A 19,366-nucleotide genomic window follows, 5' to 3' on the forward strand; every position below is an offset into this window, starting at 1 on the left:
ATGAACAATCATCTATCACGACGGCGTTTTCTGAAGGATTGCGGACTTGGTGCGGCGTCGTTGCCGTTCATCTGCAATCTTCCGAGCTTGGCTTTCGCGAACACCGGGCAAAAGAAGCAGCGGTTAGTCGTGGTGTTCAGCCCGGACGGCACAATTCCCGATGCTTTCTGGCCCGATGATAAAGATGCGAACCTACTTGATAAGGTTTGGCCAAAACTGCGGGAAGATGAAGTCTCTTTCAAAGAGATTCTGGAACCGCTGACTCCGTTCAAAGATCAAACTTTGATCTTGAAAGGTCTTTGCGACAAAGTTCGTGGTGATGGCGACAACCACATGCGTGGCATGGGCTGCTTGCTGACCGGAATCGAACTTTTCCCTGGCAACATCCAAGGCGGATCGCACACGCCCGCTGGTTGGTCAAAGGGGATTTCGCTCGACCAAGAGCTAAAGAACTTTTTGCAATCCAACCCCGCGACACGAACACGCTTCGGCTCCTTGGAGTTTGGCGTGATGGTGCCGGATCGGGCCGACACTTGGACGCGGATGTCCTACACCGGTCCGAACCAACCGGTGGCCCCGATCGACGATCCGTACCAGATGTTCCAAAAACTCTATGGTCGTCTTGACGATCAAGAGAGTTTGAAAAGCGTGCTCGACGAAGTCCAAATGGACCTCGCCAAGATCCGTACACTCGTTAGCACCGAAGACCGTGACCTCCTCGATGCCCAAACGACGTTTGTCCGAGAGATGGAACGCGAACTCAAAACGCCGAGTGAAACGGAAGTCGGCCACGCGGTTCCGGAACTCGAAAAAGGCGTGAAAGAGGAAAACGACAACATCCCGAAGATCACGCAGATGCAAATCGAGTTGCTCGTGAATAGCTTCGCGGCGGACTTCACGCGGATCGCAACCTTCCAGTTCACGAATTCGGTCGGTCAGCCGCGGATGCGTTGGTTGGGTATTGAAGAGGGTCAACATGAACTCTCACACAAACCCGATAGCGACAAGGAATCGCAAGACAAGTTGATCAAAATCAACAAGTGGTACTGCGAGCAAATCGCTCATCTGGCGAAGCGTCTCGCCGAAACACCGGAACCTGGTGGCAACGGAAGTATGTTGGATAACACCACGATCGTCTGGACCAACGAACTCGGCAAAGGCAACTCACATACGCTCGACAATATTCCGTTTGTGCTTGTCGGTGGTGGTTTGGGTTACCGCACTGGCCGTTCGTTGTTCTATCCGAACGTGCCACACAACCGCCTTTTGATGTCATTGTCCCATAGCTTTGGGCATCATGTCGATTCCTTTGGAAACTCGAACTTCTGCGGCGACGGTCCACTCCCCGCACTGACTTAACCCAGATTGCCCGCTGTTTCTCAGCGATCTGCTTTAACGACGACCCACTGGCGGTGTTTCACCCCAGTGGGTTTTTCGATGCGGTATTCCGGCCGACTCGCAAAATCGGCCTGAACAGCTTCGGCTTGGGCGGCGTCTACCGGTCCCGCATGGGCATGTAACCGATATCGCACGAACAGCGGCTCGGATTGTGTTGTGACAATTGGTTCGTCAAAACACAACGACGCTCCCATCCAACCGTCTTCACGGACATGCCAACGCGTGGGAAATCTTGGATTGTCGGGATGATCGAAATAGGTGATTCCCTCCCACGGTTGCTCGACACCAAGATCACCAGTTGCGATTGTGCCGGGCACGGGACCACTGTAATCGACCCACTTCGCTTGGTTGCCGAAGATGTTTTTCTCGTCGACGCGGCCTTCGTTATCGGTCAGCTTTCCTCCGCCAAAGTAAGCAGAGATGTTCTTCGCCACCCGGACGGCCAGGAACCCGAAGTTCGTTTTCTGAAACTCCAAAGATTCCGACGTTGGCACGAATCGGCTTTGCAAATCGATGATCGTCTCATCCGGGTTGGTGAGCCCGGGTCGGACAGCCATGATTAACTCTTGCGTGAGTAGTTCCTTGGGATCATGTCCGTCATACCATCCGAGGGAGACCGCGACGATTGCTTCCTCGTCCCCATCTTCGTACACCAGCCAGTTTTTTTGCCGGATGAAGGCATCACTCTCGTTCGCCCAGAAGTTGATCCCTAGCACTTTGTGGTGTGCGAACCAGACGGATTGATGATGGTCGTGGTTCTCCGCCCCCGGATGACCCATTCGCGTCAAACAACTCCCCGAGGGGCCGTTGAGTGGAAAGATAAAAGGCCGAGGGTAGTCCTCGCCAAATCGCCAGCACATCCGGGTTTTCCCGTCGATCGCAACTTCGGTTCGATGGTCGGGCAGAGGAGTCACTTGGCAGCGTGGAAAATGGTATTTCGCCATGGGAATTTGTTCTGCATCAGAGTGTGTCGATTGAGGTTCCGATCGCGTTTGCCCATCGTATCAAACTCTACCAATGAACGAAACGAACGCCTCGACCGGTGACGATCGGGGCGTTCGTTTTGTAGATTCAATGATTGACCGATTGGCCGACTATTTGGTGACCACAAATTGCGTGGGATTATTCACGAACTGAGTCGCGTTCGCGGCATTGGCGAACAGGTACAGTCGATTACGGAACCACAGTGCGTGCTCGACACTCCCAGCAGCGGTCTGCTGATGACCGGCCTGTGCCACGACGTCATGGCCGTTAGCAACCGGAACATAGGCATCTGGGTTCGACTGAAACTCCGCCAACGCTTTTGCGGTTGAGAAGTAATACGTCTTCTCGCCATAGTTTGCAGCGAAGGACTTATTAACCGGGACCAGTCGCTTTTCAACTCGTAACGCGACCAAACACACATCGACCGACTTCGGAGCTTCAACCGGCTTGGCGATTGCGACTTGCTTCGCCGGTACCGTCGATCGTTTCGGCTGCTCGGGAACGGATTTCGTCGGCAGGTTGAACAGGTCCGCTGTCTTCGATGCGGGCTGTTGCTGACTTTTGGCACCAGCGGGGAGCCAGTCGGCGAAGGGATCGACATCCACGGTCGTCGCCGGTTTGTTTTCGACGGCTGCGGGAACAACCTTCTCAGATTGAATCGGCTGTTGCGGCTGAACCGCGGCGGCTTGTTGAATCATCGAGACCGAACGTGCCGGCGATGAAGTCGGTAACAAGTCCGGATTCGCAATTGCGGACTGAGTCACGCAACTCGTCGGAATACAGATATCCGTGCAAGACCCTTTCGAACCGACCGTGACCGCTGAGGGTGGCACACAGACGTCTGCACAGGAATTCTTACCCGGCGCTGTGGTGCACACGTACGGAATAGCCGTCGTCGTGCAGGAAACTTTTCCGTTCTGCACGACATGAGGCGGAATGCAGGTGGCAGCACACGATTTGGTATCGCCCCCGAATGCCGAAGCGCTCATCGGACCGGCGGAAACTACGGCCATTCCAGCCAATCCCAAACCAGACCATGCCCAACGACGTAAATTCGTCCAAAGGTCAGATTGGTCCATTATCGCTCCTCGTCATACCGCGAAAACCGTGTTGTCCGGCCCAGGTGCCCGCTCCATGCGTCTCATTCTGCATGGAGACCTTCGGACCGCATCCGACGAGTCGGAGGGTCGTGCTGGTTATATCGGCTGAAACGGACGCCCAGGTTTGCTAAGTCGGAAAGAAATTCTAGGTTCTCGCATCGTTTCCAACATCAGAATTGCTACAACCGTCAAATCTCTCCCAAATTAACATCCGGCGACGCTATTGGTCCCTTGTCGAACACCGTCTCAATCCCTGACTTCTTGAGGGAAAATGGGTAGGATCCCAGGAATTCCGCGAAACCGCCTATGTTCTCCGACACAACTTCGGGAGTAAGCGGTTCAATCTAGAACCGGCCGTTCTCTCGACGACTCAGTGGCCCAACTCGTTATGCCCATGCGTGTCCTCATCGTTTTGCTTGTCCTTCTGCCACGTTTCGCAGATGCAGCCGTCGATCATTCGGAAATCATCTCGCTGCTCAAACAGTTCTGCATGGATTGTCACGGACCGGATTTGTCGGAAGGCAAGATGCGGGTTGATCGACTCACCGGGGATTTTTCCAATCGCGATAACGCACTGGCCTGGATCGAGATTCGTAATCAACTGAACCTCGGCCAGATGCCCCCTAAAGACGAACCACAGCCGCCTGCGACGTGGGTGGAAACGACATCAAAGTGGATCGCGGCTGGTTTGCGGGAAGCCGAACGAAATCGTACCGGCACGGATGGACGCATTCTGCTGCGAAGAATGAATCGGCATGAATACACGAACACAGTCGCCGACTTGCTCTCGATGAAGTTCCCCACCGGCGAAAGTCCACTTGATGTGTTGCCTCCGGATGGGACGGCCGAAGGCTTCGACAAAGTCAGCACCGCGTTGTTGTTCGATCCGTCGTTGATGCAGCAATACTACGAAGTCGCCCGACGAATTGCGGATCGGGCAATCGTGGACGGTCCGCCCGAGTTTCCCACGGAAACCATGCGGCTCGAATACGAAGATATGGCCGACAGTATCGCCATCGGCTATCTGGTAACGCGGTTGGGAATGAAACCCGTGCCGAACGGGCTGCAATTGATCGAGGGCAGCACACGTTCGTTTGGCATGCTGCGATACCCTGGTCGTCGCGACAACAACGTCGCTCCCGTGAATGGGTATTACCGATTCACGATCAAAGCGGGCGCGTCTCCGGGAGCAGACGGAACGGTCCCCCGGTTGCAACTCAATCACAACCATCCCGACGACAAAATGCGAACCGTGATGGAATTCGACGTCAAAGCCCCCTGGGATAAGCCCCAGGAATATTCGGTAGTCATCCCACGGGACACGCTCGGTGGTGAACTCAACATTCGCATTTTGAATGAAGCGAAGTTGTACATGGGCCAGCGTCCCGGCGAAAATTTTATGCGTCGCAATGGGGAACTTGGAAAGCAGGGCAAATTCGCGGAGACGTTACGACTCGACGGCCGAAAAGTCGCCGAAGGTTGGGGTGGTGACCGTTCGACGCCCGATCCAGAGAAGTTAGACCTCACGCAATTTCCCCGAGTGTTTCTGGATTATCTCGAAGTCGAAGGCCCGTTGTATGACCAATGGCCTCCGAAAAGTCACACTACGCTGCTGTTTCGCGGCGACGAGGGTTCCGAAGATCTCGAGTACGCCCGCGAAATCTTCCGCCGATTCTTACCGCGAGCATGGCGACGACCGATTCGGGATGAAGAAATCGAGCCGATTCTGCAAGTTGTCGAAACGGAATTGGAACACGACGAAACATTCCACGAGGCCATCCGCGTTGGTTTGGCAGTCGCACTGACGTCGCCAAGGTTTCTGTATCTCGTCGAACCGAATTTGACTGAAGCCGGCAAATCTCGGCCGCTTGATAATTACGAGATCGCTTCGCGGTTGTCGTACTTCCTCTGGAGTTCCATGCCCGACGACGAACTGCTCCGAGCCGCGGAAGCCGGTGAATTGACAAACCCCGCGCAGCGGATCGCTCAAGTTGATCGCATGTTGGCCGACGCGAAAGCGGATCGCTTTGTCGACGGTTTCGCCAGGCAATGGCTGCGGACGGAAACGTTCCTCAATTTCACGCCTGACCAATATCTCTATCGCGAATACGACGAGAAACTCGCCGAAGCGGTCGTCCGCGAACCGCTGGAGTTCTTCCGCACGATTCTGAGGAACGACCTGAGCGTGTTGAATTTTCTTGATTCGGATTTTGTGGTCATCAATGATCGCCTCGCGGAGCACTACGGCATCGACGATGTCGAGGGTGAAGATTTTCGCCGAGTGACGTTGCCACCGAATTCCGATCGCGGAGGACTATTGGCGATGGCGGGGGTTCATCAAGCCGGTTCCGATGGCATCCGCACGAAACCCGTTTCACGAGCTGTTTATGTGCGGGAAGTGCTTTTCAACGATCCTCCGGACCCTCCGCCGCCGAACGCGGGTGAAGTCGAACCGAACATCAAAGGCGAACGGCTGACGGTGCGGGACCGCTTGCTGCAACATCAACAGATCGAAGCGTGTGCCGCCTGTCACCGGTCGCTTGATCCGTACGGGTTGGCACTGGAAAACTTCAACGTCATCGGAGCGTGGCGGGAACAACAAGACGGCGAAGACTTCCGAGGCAACAACCGCCCAGAGATCGATGCCAGTGGGCAACTTCCGAATGGCAACTCGTTCGCCAATTTCGAGGAATTCCGCCAACTGCTCCGAGCACAGGATGACCGGTTCCGCCGAGCACTTACGGAGAAACTCTTCGTCTATGCACTTGGTCGAGGCATCGAACCAACCGACGACCCTGCCATTTCGCAAATCGTTTCCGATTTGAAATCGAACGAAGACACGTTCCGTTCGCTCATTCACTCTCTCGTTAACAGCAAGGCGTTCGTGACCAAATGAATTTTCTGAATCTCAAGCCGATTGATCGACGAACATTCCTGCGTGGCTCGGGTGCCTGTCTCGCATTGCCTTGGTTGGAAGCGATGATGCCCCGCGGAGCTTTTGCCGCCTCCACGCCGGAAGTTGTACCGCGGATGGGCACGTTCTACTTCGGCACCGGCATGAACATGCGGGAGTTCTACCCGGAAGGATTCGGAAACGACGCCAAAATGTCGCGAATCCTCAAGCCGATGGAAAAACATCGGGGGCAGTTCACCGTGTTATCGAACACATGGCTCAATCACGGCGGCGGGCATGATGGAGCCTACCCATTCGCAACTTCCATCGCTCGCGGTGAGAAACAAACCATTTCGCCCGACCAACTCGCCGCCGAGTTACACGGAAAGCATACACGATTTCCTTCTCTACAACTTTCGGTCAAACGTGGGACGGGTTTCGGTAGCCAGGTGCTCGCGACAATTTCTTGGAACCGCCAAGGTGTGCCGTTAGCCGCTGAAAACGACCCACAAACCATTTTCAATCGACTCTTCAAACCGAACAGTGAAGACCAACAAACACAGCAAAGCGACGAGTTCCGTCAGCGCGGCAGCGTGCTCGACGCCATCCTCTCTGACGCGAAACAGCTCGAAGGCAAACTCGGGGCGGCCGACCGTCAGCAGCTTGATCAGTATTTCAACTCGATCCGCGAAGTCGAACAGACACTCAAGCGGGAAATCGATTGGGCGGACCGTCCGAAACCCACGCCGAATCTCAATGGATATGGCGATTACGAAAACGCCCCCACTCCCGAAGGCAACGGCAAATTTGTTTACGACACCTACGCCAAACTCATGTACGACTTGATCGCATTGGCGTTCCAAACAGACTCGACTCGCGTCATCTCCTACGTTGTGCGGACCGAACTAGCTGGCGGAGTGTACCCGGAATTCGGGGTGTCCAAGGGCTATCACGAACTGACCCATCATGGCAACGACCCCAAGAATCTTGAAGAACTCGCCAAGGTCGACACCATCTACATGAAGCACTGGAGTTACTTCCTAGACCGACTCGCTTCCATTCAGGACGGTGACGGCACGCTTCTCGATCACACGATGCTTGGCTTCTCCAGCGGTATGGGAATTGGGCACAGTAAGGATATTTTGCCGACGGTTCTCTCGGGTGGCGGCGGATTGGGCATTCAACATCAAACGCACGTCGAACTCAAAGAACAAACGCCGCTGTCCTCACTGTGGCAAACCATGATTCATAAGATGGGCGTACTGGTGGAAAATTCCTATCAAGACAGCACCGGCGTGATCGGAGAATTACTCGGATGAAACGACTCAGAAATAGGACCTGCGATCGAGTCTTTCGTCTGACGACATTCTTCGTTGTGCACCTGCTATGTATCTCGTACACGAGTGTCGGTTCGGCTGCGGATGCGTCTAAGAAGCTCACGACGAATACCATCGGCATGCGGTTTGTTCAAATTGAGCCCGGCGAGTTTACTCGCGGGTTCGACACGTCCAATCAACGCGAGCGCCGTTTTGCACTCGTTCACCAATACAGTAATAGTCAGAACTTTAAGAACGAATCGCCATCACACCGAGTGGCGATCACGCGGGGTTTTGAGATCGCGACGACGGAAGTCACGGTTGGCCAATTTCGTCAATTCGTCGACGCGACCGGCTACAAAACCGATGCCGAGAAAAATGGCGGAGCGCTCGGCTGCTTTCCGGACGAGAACGACTATGTGGACCGCTTTCACAAGTCATCCGAGATCACCTGGCGAACACCGGGGTTCGAGCAAACCGACGAACATCCTGTTGTCTGCGTGAGTTGGACCGACGCGAACGCATTCTGCAAGTGGCTCTCGAAAAAGGACGGTCAGAACTATCGATTGCCGAGTGAAGCGGAATGGGAATACGCCTGCCGCGCAGGGCAGAAGACATGGTACTCTTGGGGCGAAGACCCCGACTTGGCATACGAGCATGCCAACGTTGCGGACGGTGCACTGGAAGCCGCGCAGCCGAAGACAACTCAGTTCCAACGGGCCGTCCGACTAGGAGCCGATGAGGGTGACGGTGTCGTCTTCACGGCGAAAGTCGGCAGCTTCAAACCGAACCCGTGGGGACTGTTCGATATGCATGGCAACGTGTGGGAATGGTGCCAAGACCGTTGGGCTGCGGATCGGTACGACCGCCACTTCGACGGTGTGCCCCGCCAGCAGCGTGGCGATGTCGTCGTGACAGACCCGTTATTTCTCGACGAGACCGATCAGCACAAGTATGGTGATTGGCGTTTAATGCGTGGCGGCGGATGGACGTGTGCACCGGCGGCAGTCCGCTGTTCGATCCGCACATTTGCCGAAGCCGCAGACTCCGCCGTCTACACCGGTTTTCGCATCGTCCGAGAAATTCGTTGACGCCGCTTCTTTACGTCATTCATCCCCGCTACTTCTTCCAACCGCACGTAGTTGCCGCCATGCGTATTGCTATTCTCGTTGGATTTCTACTCGTTGGACTTTCGACGACATTCGCTGACGATCGGATTGAGCGGGCGTTGAAGTTTGCGCAGCGGACCGCAAACAAAACTTTCCGCGATCACATTCAGACACATTGGCTGCCAGGGAATAAGTCGTTTTGGTATCGCGTGCAAACGGGACCCGCATCGCACGAATTTGTATTGATCGACGCCGAGACCGGCCAACGGAAGACGGCCCAAAACCTCAACGAACTGGGTCTTCCGGAGACCGAACCGACGCGGACTTCGGAGATGACGAATCGACGCGATCGAACTCGGACAAACGGACCGGAATCGCGAGTGACTTTCGTCAATTCGCTCGACACGCAGGTCCAGTTGTTTTGGTTGAATAGCGACGGTCGACGTGTGCCTTACGGAACGGTCGAAGCGGGGGAGACTCATTCGCAACATACGTTCGCGGGGCACGTGTGGCTCGTGGCCCGGCCTGACGGGACTGAGTTGGCAACCATCGAAGCCATCGCCGCTCCGAGTCGGATCGTTATTGACGGCCCCGCGAAGTCTTCGACACGTAATCGCCGCCGTCCGAGTCCGACTCGTCGAGGAACACCGTCGCCGGATGGCAAATGGTCTGCGTTTGTTGAAGATGGAGTTGTCAAATTGCAGGATCGGGAAACCCAACAGACGCGACATTTGGCAACCGATCTCGATCGCAAAACGCCTTTCCATGGACGAGTCGATTGGTCGCCCGATTCCTCTGCATTCGTGGTGAGCAACTGCGAATCAATTTCCAAACGCGAAGTTACAATCGTCGAATCTTCACCACGCGACCAATTGCAACCAAAACTCCGCGATTACTCCTATCCCAAGCCGGGTGATCCGCTGCCGAAACCGGTGCCGGTCGTGTTCCGAATCGATGGTGCAAACCATCAATGGAATGTCCTATCGACCGACTTATTTCCGAATCCGTTTACGGAATCGCAAGCGTTGCCAGTGGTGTGGTCGCCTGACAGTCGTGAATTCTATTTCAACTACAACGAGCGGGGACATCAGTGCTACCGGATTCTTGCTGCAAACGCGGAGACGGGAGACGTTCGGGTGGTTGTTGAAGAAACCTCGGACACCTTCATCGATTACAGCGGGAAGTCGTGGCGACACTGGCTTCATGAAACCGGCGAACTGATTTGGATGAGCGAACGTGACGGATGGTGTCATCTGTGGTTGATCGACACAAAAACCGGTGAAGTGAAAAACCGCATCACTGAGGGGGCGTGGCCGGTTCGGGACGTGATCCACGTCGACAACGAGCATCGACAAATTTGGTTCATGGCGAGTGGACTCAACTCAGACGAAGACCCGTACCACTTGCATCTTTGCCGGTTGAATTTTGACGGCAGCGAGTTTCAACAACTGACCGCCGCGGATGGCAATCATCACATCGAATTCTCACCCGACCGCAAATTTTTTGTCGCCAGGTGGTCGCGAGTCGATCACCCGCCGGTGCATGAATTGCGCAGTTCCAACGACGGCAGCCTCGTGTGCACACCTGAGGAAGCCGACATCGAGCCGCTACTGAATACCGGTTGGAGTTTGCCGGAGCGGTTCGTTGCACCGGGTCGGGATGGCAAAACCGAGATTCATGGGTTTCTCATCAAGCCGTCCAACTTTGATCCACAAAAGTCTTACCCGATTGTGGAGAACATCTACGCCGGGCCCCACTCGGCCCACGTGCCCAAAGATTTTGGCCGGATGACGGGTTTGTATCGTGTCGCCGAGTTGGGTTTTATCGTTGTGAAGATCGACGGGATGGGCACGAATCACCGAGGTAAGGCATTTCACGATGTGTGCTGGAAGAACCTCAAAGACGCCGGTTTTCCAGATCGGATTGCCTGGATCAAAGCCGCTGCGGAAGACCGACCGTGGATGGATTTGTCACGCGTCGGCATTTACGGCGGCAGCGCGGGTGGCCAGAACGCAATGCGGGCGTTGCTCGATCACCACGACTTCTACAAAGTGGCCGTTGCCGACTGCGGTTGTCACGACAATCGAATGGACAAGGTTTGGTGGAACGAGCAGTGGATGGGTTGGCCCGTCGACGAGAGTTACGCACGCAACTCGAACACGGTTGACGCACACAAACTGAAGGGCAAATTACTGCTGATCGTCGGTGAACTCGATCGGAACGTCGATCCGGCGAGCACGTTGCAAGTCGTTGGTGCGTTACAGAAAGCGGGGAAACAATTCGACTTCATGCCGATCATCGGGGCAGGGCATGGAGCGGCAGAAACTCCATACGGAAATCGGCTCCGCATGGAGTTTCTCACTCGGCATCTTCTTGCACCTTAACGGTGCCGATTACATGTCGATCTCATAACCTTTGCGGTTTTCTCGTGAAAGAAGCGTGTTGGCTTGCTCGTCGTCAATGATTTGACGGGCCACTGGGTCCCACTTCATCGCGCGGCCGAACCGCATGGCGATGTTCGAGAGGTGACAGATTTCGAGCATGCGGTTGTGCGACCACACGTCGGAAATCGGTTGCTCACGAGACTTCATCGCTTCAATGAAGTTCGCCGTATGGTTCTCGCTGACTTTGCCGCCGTAGACTTCTTCGATGGCACCGTCAGGCAGCGGATTGTCGGCGAGTTCCTCGACGGGTTTGCCGACGATTTTGCCACGATTGACAAAGAACCGGCCTTTGGTGCCTTCGAAGAGAATCCCATTGTCGCCTTCGCTCGTGATGATCATTTCCACGTCGTTCGGCATATCGACCTGAATGCGGAAACTGGTCGCCGCATTGTATTGGTCGTGCACCACAGGATGTCCGTCCTTGTATTCCACCGGCAGATTGTACTCGAGTGGTGTTATCTTGCTCGGGCCGGTGTCGGTGGCCCCAAGTGCCCAACATGCGATGTCGACGTGATGGGCACCCCAGTCCGTCAACTTTCCGCCGGAATACTCATGCCAATTCCGGAAGGAGTAGTGACAGTTGCTATACAATGGCACTCCGCCGCCGTAACCTTTTCGCATTTCGGGAAGAGCCCGGTAAGGAACTTTTTCCGCTGGCCCCAACCAGAAATCCCAATCCAATCCGGCCGGGACATCGGCTTCCGGAATGACCGGCGACGCCTCCATACCATTGATGCCACAGGTTACTTTTTGGACCTTCCCAATTCGACCGGCACGGATCAGGGCGATCGCTTGCAGGAAGCGCTGGCCACTTTCGGTCCGCTGCATTGTTCCGACTTGGAACACACGACCGGTCAGCTTCACCATTTTCTCGATGAGCTTGCCTTCGTCGATCGTGAGCGTCAGCGGTTTTTCACAGTAAACGTCTTTGCCGGCCAGCATTGCCTCGACGGCGATTTTCGTGTGCCAGTGATCCGGCGTGGCGATCATGACCGCATCGATGTCTTTACGATCGAGAATCTTGCGGTAATCGGTATAGGCATCCGGCTTCTTCTTTTGACGCTGCTCAGTCTTGGCGACGTTTTCTTCGAGCACGTTCTTGTCGACATCGGCCAACGCCGCGAAGTCGGCAAACTTGAACGACTTGCTAGTGATTCCCCACCCCTGGTTCCGAAGACCAATCGTAGCGAACACGGGGCGTTCATTGGGCGATTCGTAACCGAGAGCGTAACGGCTCGAAGGCAACATGACTCCCGCAGCACTGGCAGCTGCGAGCCCTTGGAGAAATTGACGACGCGTGGGTCGTGGCGGATGTGACATCAGTGTGAGTCCTTCTCAAATTGCGTTTGAAGCGTGTGGGAGAAATGGATATTGCTAATGCAGATCTTAACCGAGTCGACGTTGGACTTCAAAAGCGAGCGACCAGCTTCTCGGCGGTTACGTCGGGCTGGACCGGTTGGTTGGGTTCGAGGGTTTCGCGTTGCTCGTCGCGGTTGCGGTAGCACAGATGGCCGAGAACGCTGACTTTTGCGTGTCCCTGGCGGAAGTGGAGAACCGTGACACGGTCTAGAAACGGGGTTCGCAGTGTGTCCCCAACCCTGCAGCTGAAGCCTGATCGACGGGCCAGCCGAGTGCCCATTGCAGTTGGAATTGGGCTCGGTTGTAATCGACGACGGCCCGCAAATACGCTCGGCGTGCATCTTCGAGTGCTTGCACAGACTGTAACACTTCCAACGGCAACCCTTGACCGTCTCTGATTCGGCTCAAATTGCGGTTGTAGGAATTCTCGGCGGTTTCGATTGCTTGCTGAGTGATGCTGATTCGCCGACGTCGATGCAAAACCTGCGCATGTGCTTCGACAATTTCGCGAGCGACACGGTCCATTGTGCGAAGTTTCGCGAACTTTGCCTGCTCGACATTTGCGTGGGTCTCACGTCGAGCGGCAGCCTCACCGAATCCGAGTTGCCGAATCTCCCAGGTGACGATCGCGTCGAAGTCATATCGACCTGCAACATCGTTCACATCGTTGCCCAGTCCGCCGCCAAAATCGCCAGTGCTGAATCCCATCAATAAACTTGGCACAAGTGGGGCGTATTTCTCGCGTTGGTATCGTTCGCAAGCCGCTGCGACCAATGCCTGGGCTTCCTTGAGTTCCGGACGATTCGACAAACCCACGGGAATCAATGCTGCCGGTTCGGCGTCGATGGTCGTCAAATCGAGCGGAATCACAGTTGCGTCGAGAGCCGTAATCATTCGGCCCGCATCCAAACTAAGCGTTTGAGCCAAGTTTGCCGACGCCACATCGACACGCTCCCGAGCGGAAACGAGGCGATCGTCGACCAACATCAATTCCGTCTTCAACCGATCCGCGTCGGCCTGCAAGCCTTCGCCCGCCTCCGCAAAGTCACTCGTCAATTTCGCCAAATCTGCCGTGCGACGTCGACTGTCTTCCACAATTCGCAGGTCTTGTTCGGCGTCCAACAGGTCTTGATACGCGAGAGCCGCATCGCGAAGTTGATCGTTCAACACTCCATTCGCCGCATGTCCGCGAGCCCATGCCGTTTTCTCCGCGATTTCGGGTTGGAAGATGGCATCGGCGAGGTGGAACTGAGCCACCAAACCGGGGCGAGTGTTAGTCGTGCCGGCTCCCGTTGCACCGGCACCGAGTCCGTATTGGAGGGAGTTCCGGTTCACATCGACGATTTCGCCGTTGCTCGCTTGATAGTTTCCATCATGCCGATGGAAGCTGAAACCTGGCTGGATCGAAGGCAACCAAAGCACCTTTGCCCGGTCGAACTGCGCATACGCCTCCTGCACACGCCACTGAGCGAATCCGACAACCGGATGTTGCCCACCAATCATCGAGAGTACCGTTGGCAGATTCAGTTGGACTGCGTCGATACTCGTCGCCGCCGATTCGAACTCTGGTTGAAGTTGTCCGGGCGAGTTTTCAACCATCGCATCGGGAGCGGGTGCAACCGGAAGCGGAATATCCTTCACAGATGTCTGCTCGTCAACAAGCCGAATCTTGTTGATGTTGGACGGTTCAAGCCTGCGTATCGGTCGACATGCGCGGGGAAACGGAGATTCCACTCTCGGACCGTTGTGATCTTGCCCCACAATCGTAGGCTCGTTCGGTGAGGGCAAACCTTCGAACCGATTCGTATTGGCGCACCCGGCGAATCCGCCCAAGGTCGCGAACAGAACACTGGTCGAAATCCATTTCCGCTGCATGTCGGGAGACCTTCTGCAGAATCATTTCCGGTGACATCACAATTCAGCATCGGTCATGAGCCAGTGTCAGACGTTGCCGAATAGACCGGTGATGCAGGTTTTGCGAGTTCTCCGGTCGGTTCGTGCCGATCACGCTGAGCTGAAAAGATGGGTCAGATGGGAAACAACTGCTCAAACGACATGAATTCCATGAACCTGGAACGCAAAAGCCAGAGTCTTGCTATGCTTCTCTCGACTGGACCATTAAACTCGACTCACTCTACCTGAATTGACCAACGAGGGATTCTTGCGATGGTTCGCGCGCAATTTGTGCACAATTCTTTCGTGACAGCGATACTTGGCTGCGTTTTTCTGTCCTCCGGCTGCGGTGATGTTGCGGTCGGTGAACCACCTGAGAAATCCGCGAAAACCGTTCCTGTCAAGGCGGTGGCTGTCGTGCCGGAAGACGTGCGACGCACCAGTACACAACCTGCGACGGTGCATGCGTATTTTCGCGCTGAAGTGCGAGCGAAGGTCAGCGGTTACGTCGGCAAAATCCATGTCGATATAGGTGATGTCGTCGAAAAAGACACACCACTTGCCGTGATCGACGTTCCTGAAATGCAAAAGCAGTTGCAGGTCATCGAGGCCCGATTGACTCGTGCGAAAGCTGAGGAAACACGGGCGGTAGCCGGTGTCACGTTGGCCAAGGCGAATGTGGAATCCGCCGAGGCCAGATTCTCCCAAGCCGAGTCGGAACTGAAACGAGCTGAAGCCAGTCTCGCTGCCGTCGAAGCCGAATTCAGCCGGACGCAGGACTTGGTCCAACGACAATCGCTGCAAAATCGCATACTGGATGAAGTCCGCAAGAAACGAGATTCGGAATTGGCTAACCGCGACGCGGTGGACTCGGCGATCAACTCCGCTCGCGCCGATGTGGCAGTTGCCAAAGCGAAACTGACTTCGGCTGATGCTGACCTGAAAGCCGCGAAGGCCGATACGACAATCGCTGAGAAACAGCTCGAGGAAATCCAAGTCCTCATCGATTATGCCACGCTAAAAGCCCCATTTGACGGCCTGGTGACACACCGAGCGATCGATCTAGGCGACTTGGTTCGCGAAGCCAACGAAGTTGGTGACGGCCAGCCACTGTTTGTTGTCAGCCAATTCGACCCGGTACGCGTGCAAGTACCGGTACCGGAAGTCGACGCGACCTTGGTCTCACGCGGTGACATCATGACGCTGCAATTCCCCTCGTTCACCGGTGAGGAACCAATCACGACCGAAGTCACACGGGTCGCGGGTGAGCTTGATCCCAACACGCGTACGATGCTCGTGGAAGCGGAAATCGAGAACGCGGACGGAAAATTACTACCCGGAATGTTTGGGGAAGCGACGATCACACTGTCCACGAAAGTTGCCGCCAACATGTTGCCCGCTCGGGCGGTTCGCTTCGACGAAGCGGGGCAGCCGTTCGTTTATATCATCGGCGATGATGAAAAGGTGACGATGCAGACCGTCACCACGGGCATCGACAACGGTCACTCGATCGAAATTGTTTCGGGATTGGAGACCGGCCAACGCGTGATCGATGCACACCTCAACCGTTTCGCGAACGGTCAAACCGTACGTGTCTTGCCCGCCGACTAGGTCGGCAACTCGACCAGATACTCACCTCACTGATCCGCCGGCCAACTGCCAACGAAGAAACCGATATGGGTCTGATCAACTTTTCGCTGAAGAACCGGTTCGCTGTCCTCGCTGCCGCATGCGCGTTGTGTTTGCTAGGGGCGGCTGTGATTCCCGGCATCACTGTCGATATTCTGCCGGACTTCAAAAAGCCGGTGGTCGTCAGCTTCTTTTCCTATCCCGGTTTGCCAACGCTCGACATGGAAAAGTCGGTCACCTCGCGTGTGGAACGGGCCCTTACGTTGGCGGGAAAGATCGAACACCAGGAATCGCGAACGGTGCCCGGAGCAGCCGTCATCAAGGTGTTCTTCCAACCGGGGGCTGACTCGAGTTCCGCGATGAACGACATCGTGAACCTCGAAGCCAGCGATATGTTTCACCTGCCGCCGGGGATCGAATGGCCATTCACATTGCGAAGCGAACCATCGAATTTGCCTGTCGTGCTTGCCGCGATTTCCGGTGAGGGCCTGAGCGAATCGGAACTTTACAGCATCGGCTATTACGCTGTCCGCAATAAAATGGGCGGGTTGAAAGGTGTTCAAATTCCGCACCCGTTCGGCGGAAAATTTCGACAGATGATGGTCTACGTCGACCCCGCGAAACTGCAAGCTCATCATATCAGTGCGACGGACGTCGTCGACGCCTTGCAGAAGTCGAACTTGGTGCTCGCTGCAGGAACCGCTCGGCTCGGTGGCACGGATTACCAAATCCATCCCCGAAATACGCTGCCAACGACCGAGGAAATCGAAGCGATCCCGGTGGCGGTTCGTGACGGACGACCGATCTTCATTCGTGATGTCGGCGTCGTCGAGGATGATGCAGCACTTCAGTACAACATCGTCCGCGTGAACGGCAAACGCAGCGTGTATTGTCCGCTGTTGCGGGAACCGGGCGAAAACACGATCGCTGTCGTCGACCGCATCACGGAGGGCATCGCCAGCGAAATTCCGAAGATGAAAGAACGCGGCGACATTCCGGAAGCGACGGAGGTCACGCTGGTTTCCGATCAATCACATTACATCCGTAACGCGATGTCGAATTTACTCAGGCAGATCGGATTGGGGGCAGCGTTAGTGGCGGTTGTGGTGCTTATGTTCCTTCGACGATTTTTGCCAACGCTGATCATTGTCGCCACGATTCTGCTTGCGATTCTCATCGGCGGTCTGGGGTTCGCCTTCACTGGCCAAACCATCAACGTGATGACACTCGGCGGCATCGCGCTTGCCATCGGCACGGTGGTTGACGCCGGCATTGTGGTGGTCGAAAACGTGGTTCGACACCAACGTATGGGCAAGTCCACACTCGATGCCGCCCGTGAAGGAACGCAAGAAGTTTCTGGCGCGATCTTGGCTGGGACAATCACGACACTCGCCGTCTTTCTGCCGGCTGTCTTTCTGACTGGGATGATCAAATACCTGTTTGAACCCCTCTCATTGGCAGCGACCTTCACGATTGGCGCTTCGTACGTGTTGGCGTTGACCGTTGTTCCCGCATTCTGTGCAACCTTTGTTCGTGACAAAGTTCGACCACAAGACGACTCCCGGAAAAACGACACCAATGCCGCGAGCGAAGACCAACCGCGGGGCCTTTACGGTCGCAGCCTAAATGTCGCCTTGAAGGTTCCGGCGCTGAGTGTGCTGGTGATTCTCGTGGGAGTTGGTGCGACGTTTCTACTTTGGCCGTTCATCGGGACGGAACTATTCCCCGATGTCGACGCCGGCTCGTTCGAAATTCGTATGAAGACCGTCCCCGGCAACGAACTCAGCGAAACCGAAGAACTCGTCGCACGGATTGAGGACACTATCAAAGAGGTCATTCCCGAAGAGGAAATCGAGACGCTCATCGCCAACATCGGTTTACCCGTCGGCAAGGGGGCGGGGTTCTCGACGGTCCTGAGTTCGAATTCCGGGCCAGACACGGCATACATCATCGTGAACCTCAAACAGACCGGGCGACAGACGAGTTCCAAAACTTACATCGATCGCCTGCGTCGGAAGTTCGCCGATGATTACCCGCTCGAACAGTTTCTGTTCGTCTCCGGCGGCATCGTGAACATGGCACTCAACGAAGGTGTGCCCACCCCGATCAGCGTGCAGGTTTCAGCGGGAACTCTTGGCCAATGTCGAGACGCAGCCGAGCGAATCGTTGAAGTCGTCTCGCACATCCCCGGCACCGAAGACGTGCAAATCGCACAGTCGTTGGACTATCCGCAATTCGATGTTCAGGTCAATCGCACACGGGCCAAGTACCTCGGTGTCGATCAGGAGGACGTCGCTCAAACTGTGTTGACGGCTCTTGGATCGAGCGTGGGTTATTCGCCGACGATTTGGATCGATCCGAAAACCGGCGTCGATTTCTTCATGGGCGTGCAGTACAAAGACAACCATTTCCAGTCGCTTGATGAAATCCGCAACATTCCAATTTCCCTCGACACACCCGATGGCCCCGTCACGATTCCGTTGTCGAATATCGCCACCGTCAATCGGGTCACGATCCCCGGCGAAATCGCGCATTACAACATCGCCCGTGTAAATGATGTGCATGTGAACGTTTCGGGACGGGATGTCGGTTCCGTCGCGCGGGACGTCGAGAACGCTTTGGCGGAAATGGAATTCGCCAACGGTGTTTCCGTATCGACACGCGGACCGGTGGAAACAATGAAGTCCGGCATGAACCTGCTCGGAGTCGGTCTACTCGTGGCGGGCGTGCTGGTGTACCTCGTATTGATGGCCCAGTTCCGTTCATTCGTTGATCCGCTGATCATCATGCTCGCGGTGCCGCTCGGACTGGGTGGCGTACTGGTCATCTTGTTCCTCACCGGCACAACGCTCAACATCCAATCGCTAATGGGCATTCTGATGATGATTGGCGTGGTCGTGAACAATTCGATTCTACTTGTCGAATTTGCGAACCGCCGACTCTCGGAAGGTGCATCCCCATCGGATGCGGCGTTGTCGGCAGCCCAGGTACGGTTGCGGCCGATTTTGATGACTTCGCTCACACTCGTGGCTTCGATGTTGCCATTGTCGTTCCAGCTGGCTCCCGGCAACGAAGCGATGATTCCCCTCGCCCGGGCATTGCTCGGCGGGATGGTGGCATCGACTGTCCTGACGTTGATTCTCGTGCCCTGCGTTTACGCAATGGTCCACCGACGGCATGCATGACAAGGGATCTGAACGACGATCGCTCGTTGTAAATTCCGGTGTCAGTCGATAGAGTC

The 19,366-nt window shown here is 55.5% G+C and carries 11 protein-coding genes; 7 read left to right on the plus strand and 4 right to left on the minus strand.

The genetic code is table 11. From position 1 onward, the window contains the following. Positions 1–1,359, plus strand: coding sequence for a DUF1552 domain-containing protein (locus AC5DDB_RS00280; protein WP_491737659.1), 1,359 nt, complete (start codon positions 1–3; stop codon positions 1,357–1,359). Positions 1,360–1,379: 20 nt separating this feature from the next. Here AC5DDB_RS00280 and AC5DDB_RS00285 read toward each other — a convergent pair whose 3' ends face one another. Continuing rightward, positions 1,380–2,342: a DUF6807 domain-containing protein gene (locus tag AC5DDB_RS00285; protein WP_491737660.1), complete on the minus strand. Its 963-nt coding sequence runs from the start codon at positions 2,340–2,342 to the stop codon at positions 1,380–1,382. A gap of 150 nt (positions 2,343–2,492) precedes the next feature. Continuing rightward, entirely contained in the window at positions 2,493–3,461 is a 969-nt protein-coding gene (locus AC5DDB_RS00290; protein ID WP_491737661.1) for a hypothetical protein, read from the minus strand. Between the two features lie 394 nt (positions 3,462–3,855). Between AC5DDB_RS00290 and AC5DDB_RS00295 the strand changes: the two genes are divergently transcribed. Genes AC5DDB_RS00295 through AC5DDB_RS00310 form a run of 4 tightly spaced genes read left to right on the plus strand, consistent with a single transcriptional unit; the run spans position 3,856 to position 11,184 of the window. Beyond that, positions 3,856–6,378: a DUF1592 domain-containing protein gene (locus tag AC5DDB_RS00295; RefSeq protein ID WP_491737662.1), complete on the plus strand. Its 2,523-nt coding sequence runs from the start codon at positions 3,856–3,858 to the stop codon at positions 6,376–6,378. Next, positions 6,375–7,694: a DUF1552 domain-containing protein gene (locus AC5DDB_RS00300; RefSeq protein ID WP_491737663.1), complete on the plus strand. Its 1,320-nt coding sequence runs from the start codon at positions 6,375–6,377 to the stop codon at positions 7,692–7,694. Before AC5DDB_RS00295 ends, AC5DDB_RS00300 begins: the two co-directional genes overlap by 4 nt. Further along, positions 7,691–8,782 carry a formylglycine-generating enzyme family protein gene (locus AC5DDB_RS00305; protein ID WP_491737664.1) on the plus strand — a complete coding sequence of 364 codons (1,092 nt, stop codon included), beginning with the start codon at positions 7,691–7,693 and terminating at the stop codon, positions 8,780–8,782. The genes AC5DDB_RS00300 and AC5DDB_RS00305 overlap by 4 nt, the downstream gene beginning before the upstream one ends. Further along, a complete protein-coding gene (locus AC5DDB_RS00310) occupies positions 8,779–11,184 on the plus strand; it encodes a prolyl oligopeptidase family serine peptidase (RefSeq protein WP_491737665.1) in 2,406 nt (801 codons plus the stop codon). The genes AC5DDB_RS00305 and AC5DDB_RS00310 overlap by 4 nt, the downstream gene beginning before the upstream one ends. Before the next feature lie 9 nt (positions 11,185–11,193). On the opposite strand, the gene AC5DDB_RS00315 is transcribed toward AC5DDB_RS00310, so the two are convergent. After that, positions 11,194–12,564 (minus strand): Gfo/Idh/MocA family protein, encoded by a 1,371-nt coding sequence (locus tag AC5DDB_RS00315; RefSeq protein ID WP_491737666.1) that lies wholly within the window; start codon positions 12,562–12,564, stop codon positions 11,194–11,196. A gap of 246 nt (positions 12,565–12,810) precedes the next feature. Continuing rightward, the gene (locus AC5DDB_RS00320) at positions 12,811–14,478 is read right to left on the minus strand and encodes a TolC family protein (protein WP_491737667.1); all 1,668 of its coding nucleotides are present in this window, start codon (positions 14,476–14,478) and stop codon (positions 12,811–12,813) included. A gap of 291 nt (positions 14,479–14,769) precedes the next feature. On the opposite strand from AC5DDB_RS00320, the gene AC5DDB_RS00325 reads away from it, so the two are divergent. Then, complete coding sequence (locus AC5DDB_RS00325) at positions 14,770–16,107, plus strand: efflux RND transporter periplasmic adaptor subunit (protein ID WP_491737668.1); 1,338 nt, start codon at positions 14,770–14,772, stop codon at positions 16,105–16,107. 65 nt (positions 16,108–16,172) lie between these two features. Further along, the gene (locus tag AC5DDB_RS00330) at positions 16,173–19,310 is read left to right on the plus strand and encodes an efflux RND transporter permease subunit (protein ID WP_491737669.1); all 3,138 of its coding nucleotides are present in this window, start codon (positions 16,173–16,175) and stop codon (positions 19,308–19,310) included. Positions 19,311–19,366 lie beyond the last annotated feature (56 nt).

This window comes from Thalassoroseus sp. (assembly GCF_984380535.1).

What these genes read in the sequence shown, in the direction of transcription:
- AC5DDB_RS00300 (WP_491737663.1), top strand. Translation starts at nt 6,375, where the DNA reads ATGAATTTTCTGAATCTCAAGCCGATTGATCGACGAACATTCCTGCGT.
- AC5DDB_RS00325 (WP_491737668.1), top strand. Translation starts at nt 14,770, where the DNA reads ATGGTTCGCGCGCAATTTGTGCACAATTCTTTCGTGACAGCGATACTT.
- AC5DDB_RS00285 (WP_491737660.1), bottom strand. Translation starts at nt 2,342, where the DNA reads ATGGCGAAATACCATTTTCCACGCTGCCAAGTGACTCCTCTGCCCGAC.
- AC5DDB_RS00305 (WP_491737664.1), top strand. Translation starts at nt 7,691, where the DNA reads ATGAAACGACTCAGAAATAGGACCTGCGATCGAGTCTTTCGTCTGACG.
- AC5DDB_RS00315 (WP_491737666.1), bottom strand. Translation starts at nt 12,564, where the DNA reads ATGTCACATCCGCCACGACCCACGCGTCGTCAATTTCTCCAAGGGCTC.
- AC5DDB_RS00320 (WP_491737667.1), bottom strand. Translation starts at nt 14,478, where the DNA reads ATGCAGCGGAAATGGATTTCGACCAGTGTTCTGTTCGCGACCTTGGGC.
- AC5DDB_RS00330 (WP_491737669.1), top strand. Translation starts at nt 16,173, where the DNA reads ATGGGTCTGATCAACTTTTCGCTGAAGAACCGGTTCGCTGTCCTCGCT.
- AC5DDB_RS00290 (WP_491737661.1), bottom strand. Translation starts at nt 3,461, where the DNA reads ATGGACCAATCTGACCTTTGGACGAATTTACGTCGTTGGGCATGGTCT.
- AC5DDB_RS00280 (WP_491737659.1), top strand. Translation starts at nt 1, where the DNA reads ATGAACAATCATCTATCACGACGGCGTTTTCTGAAGGATTGCGGACTT.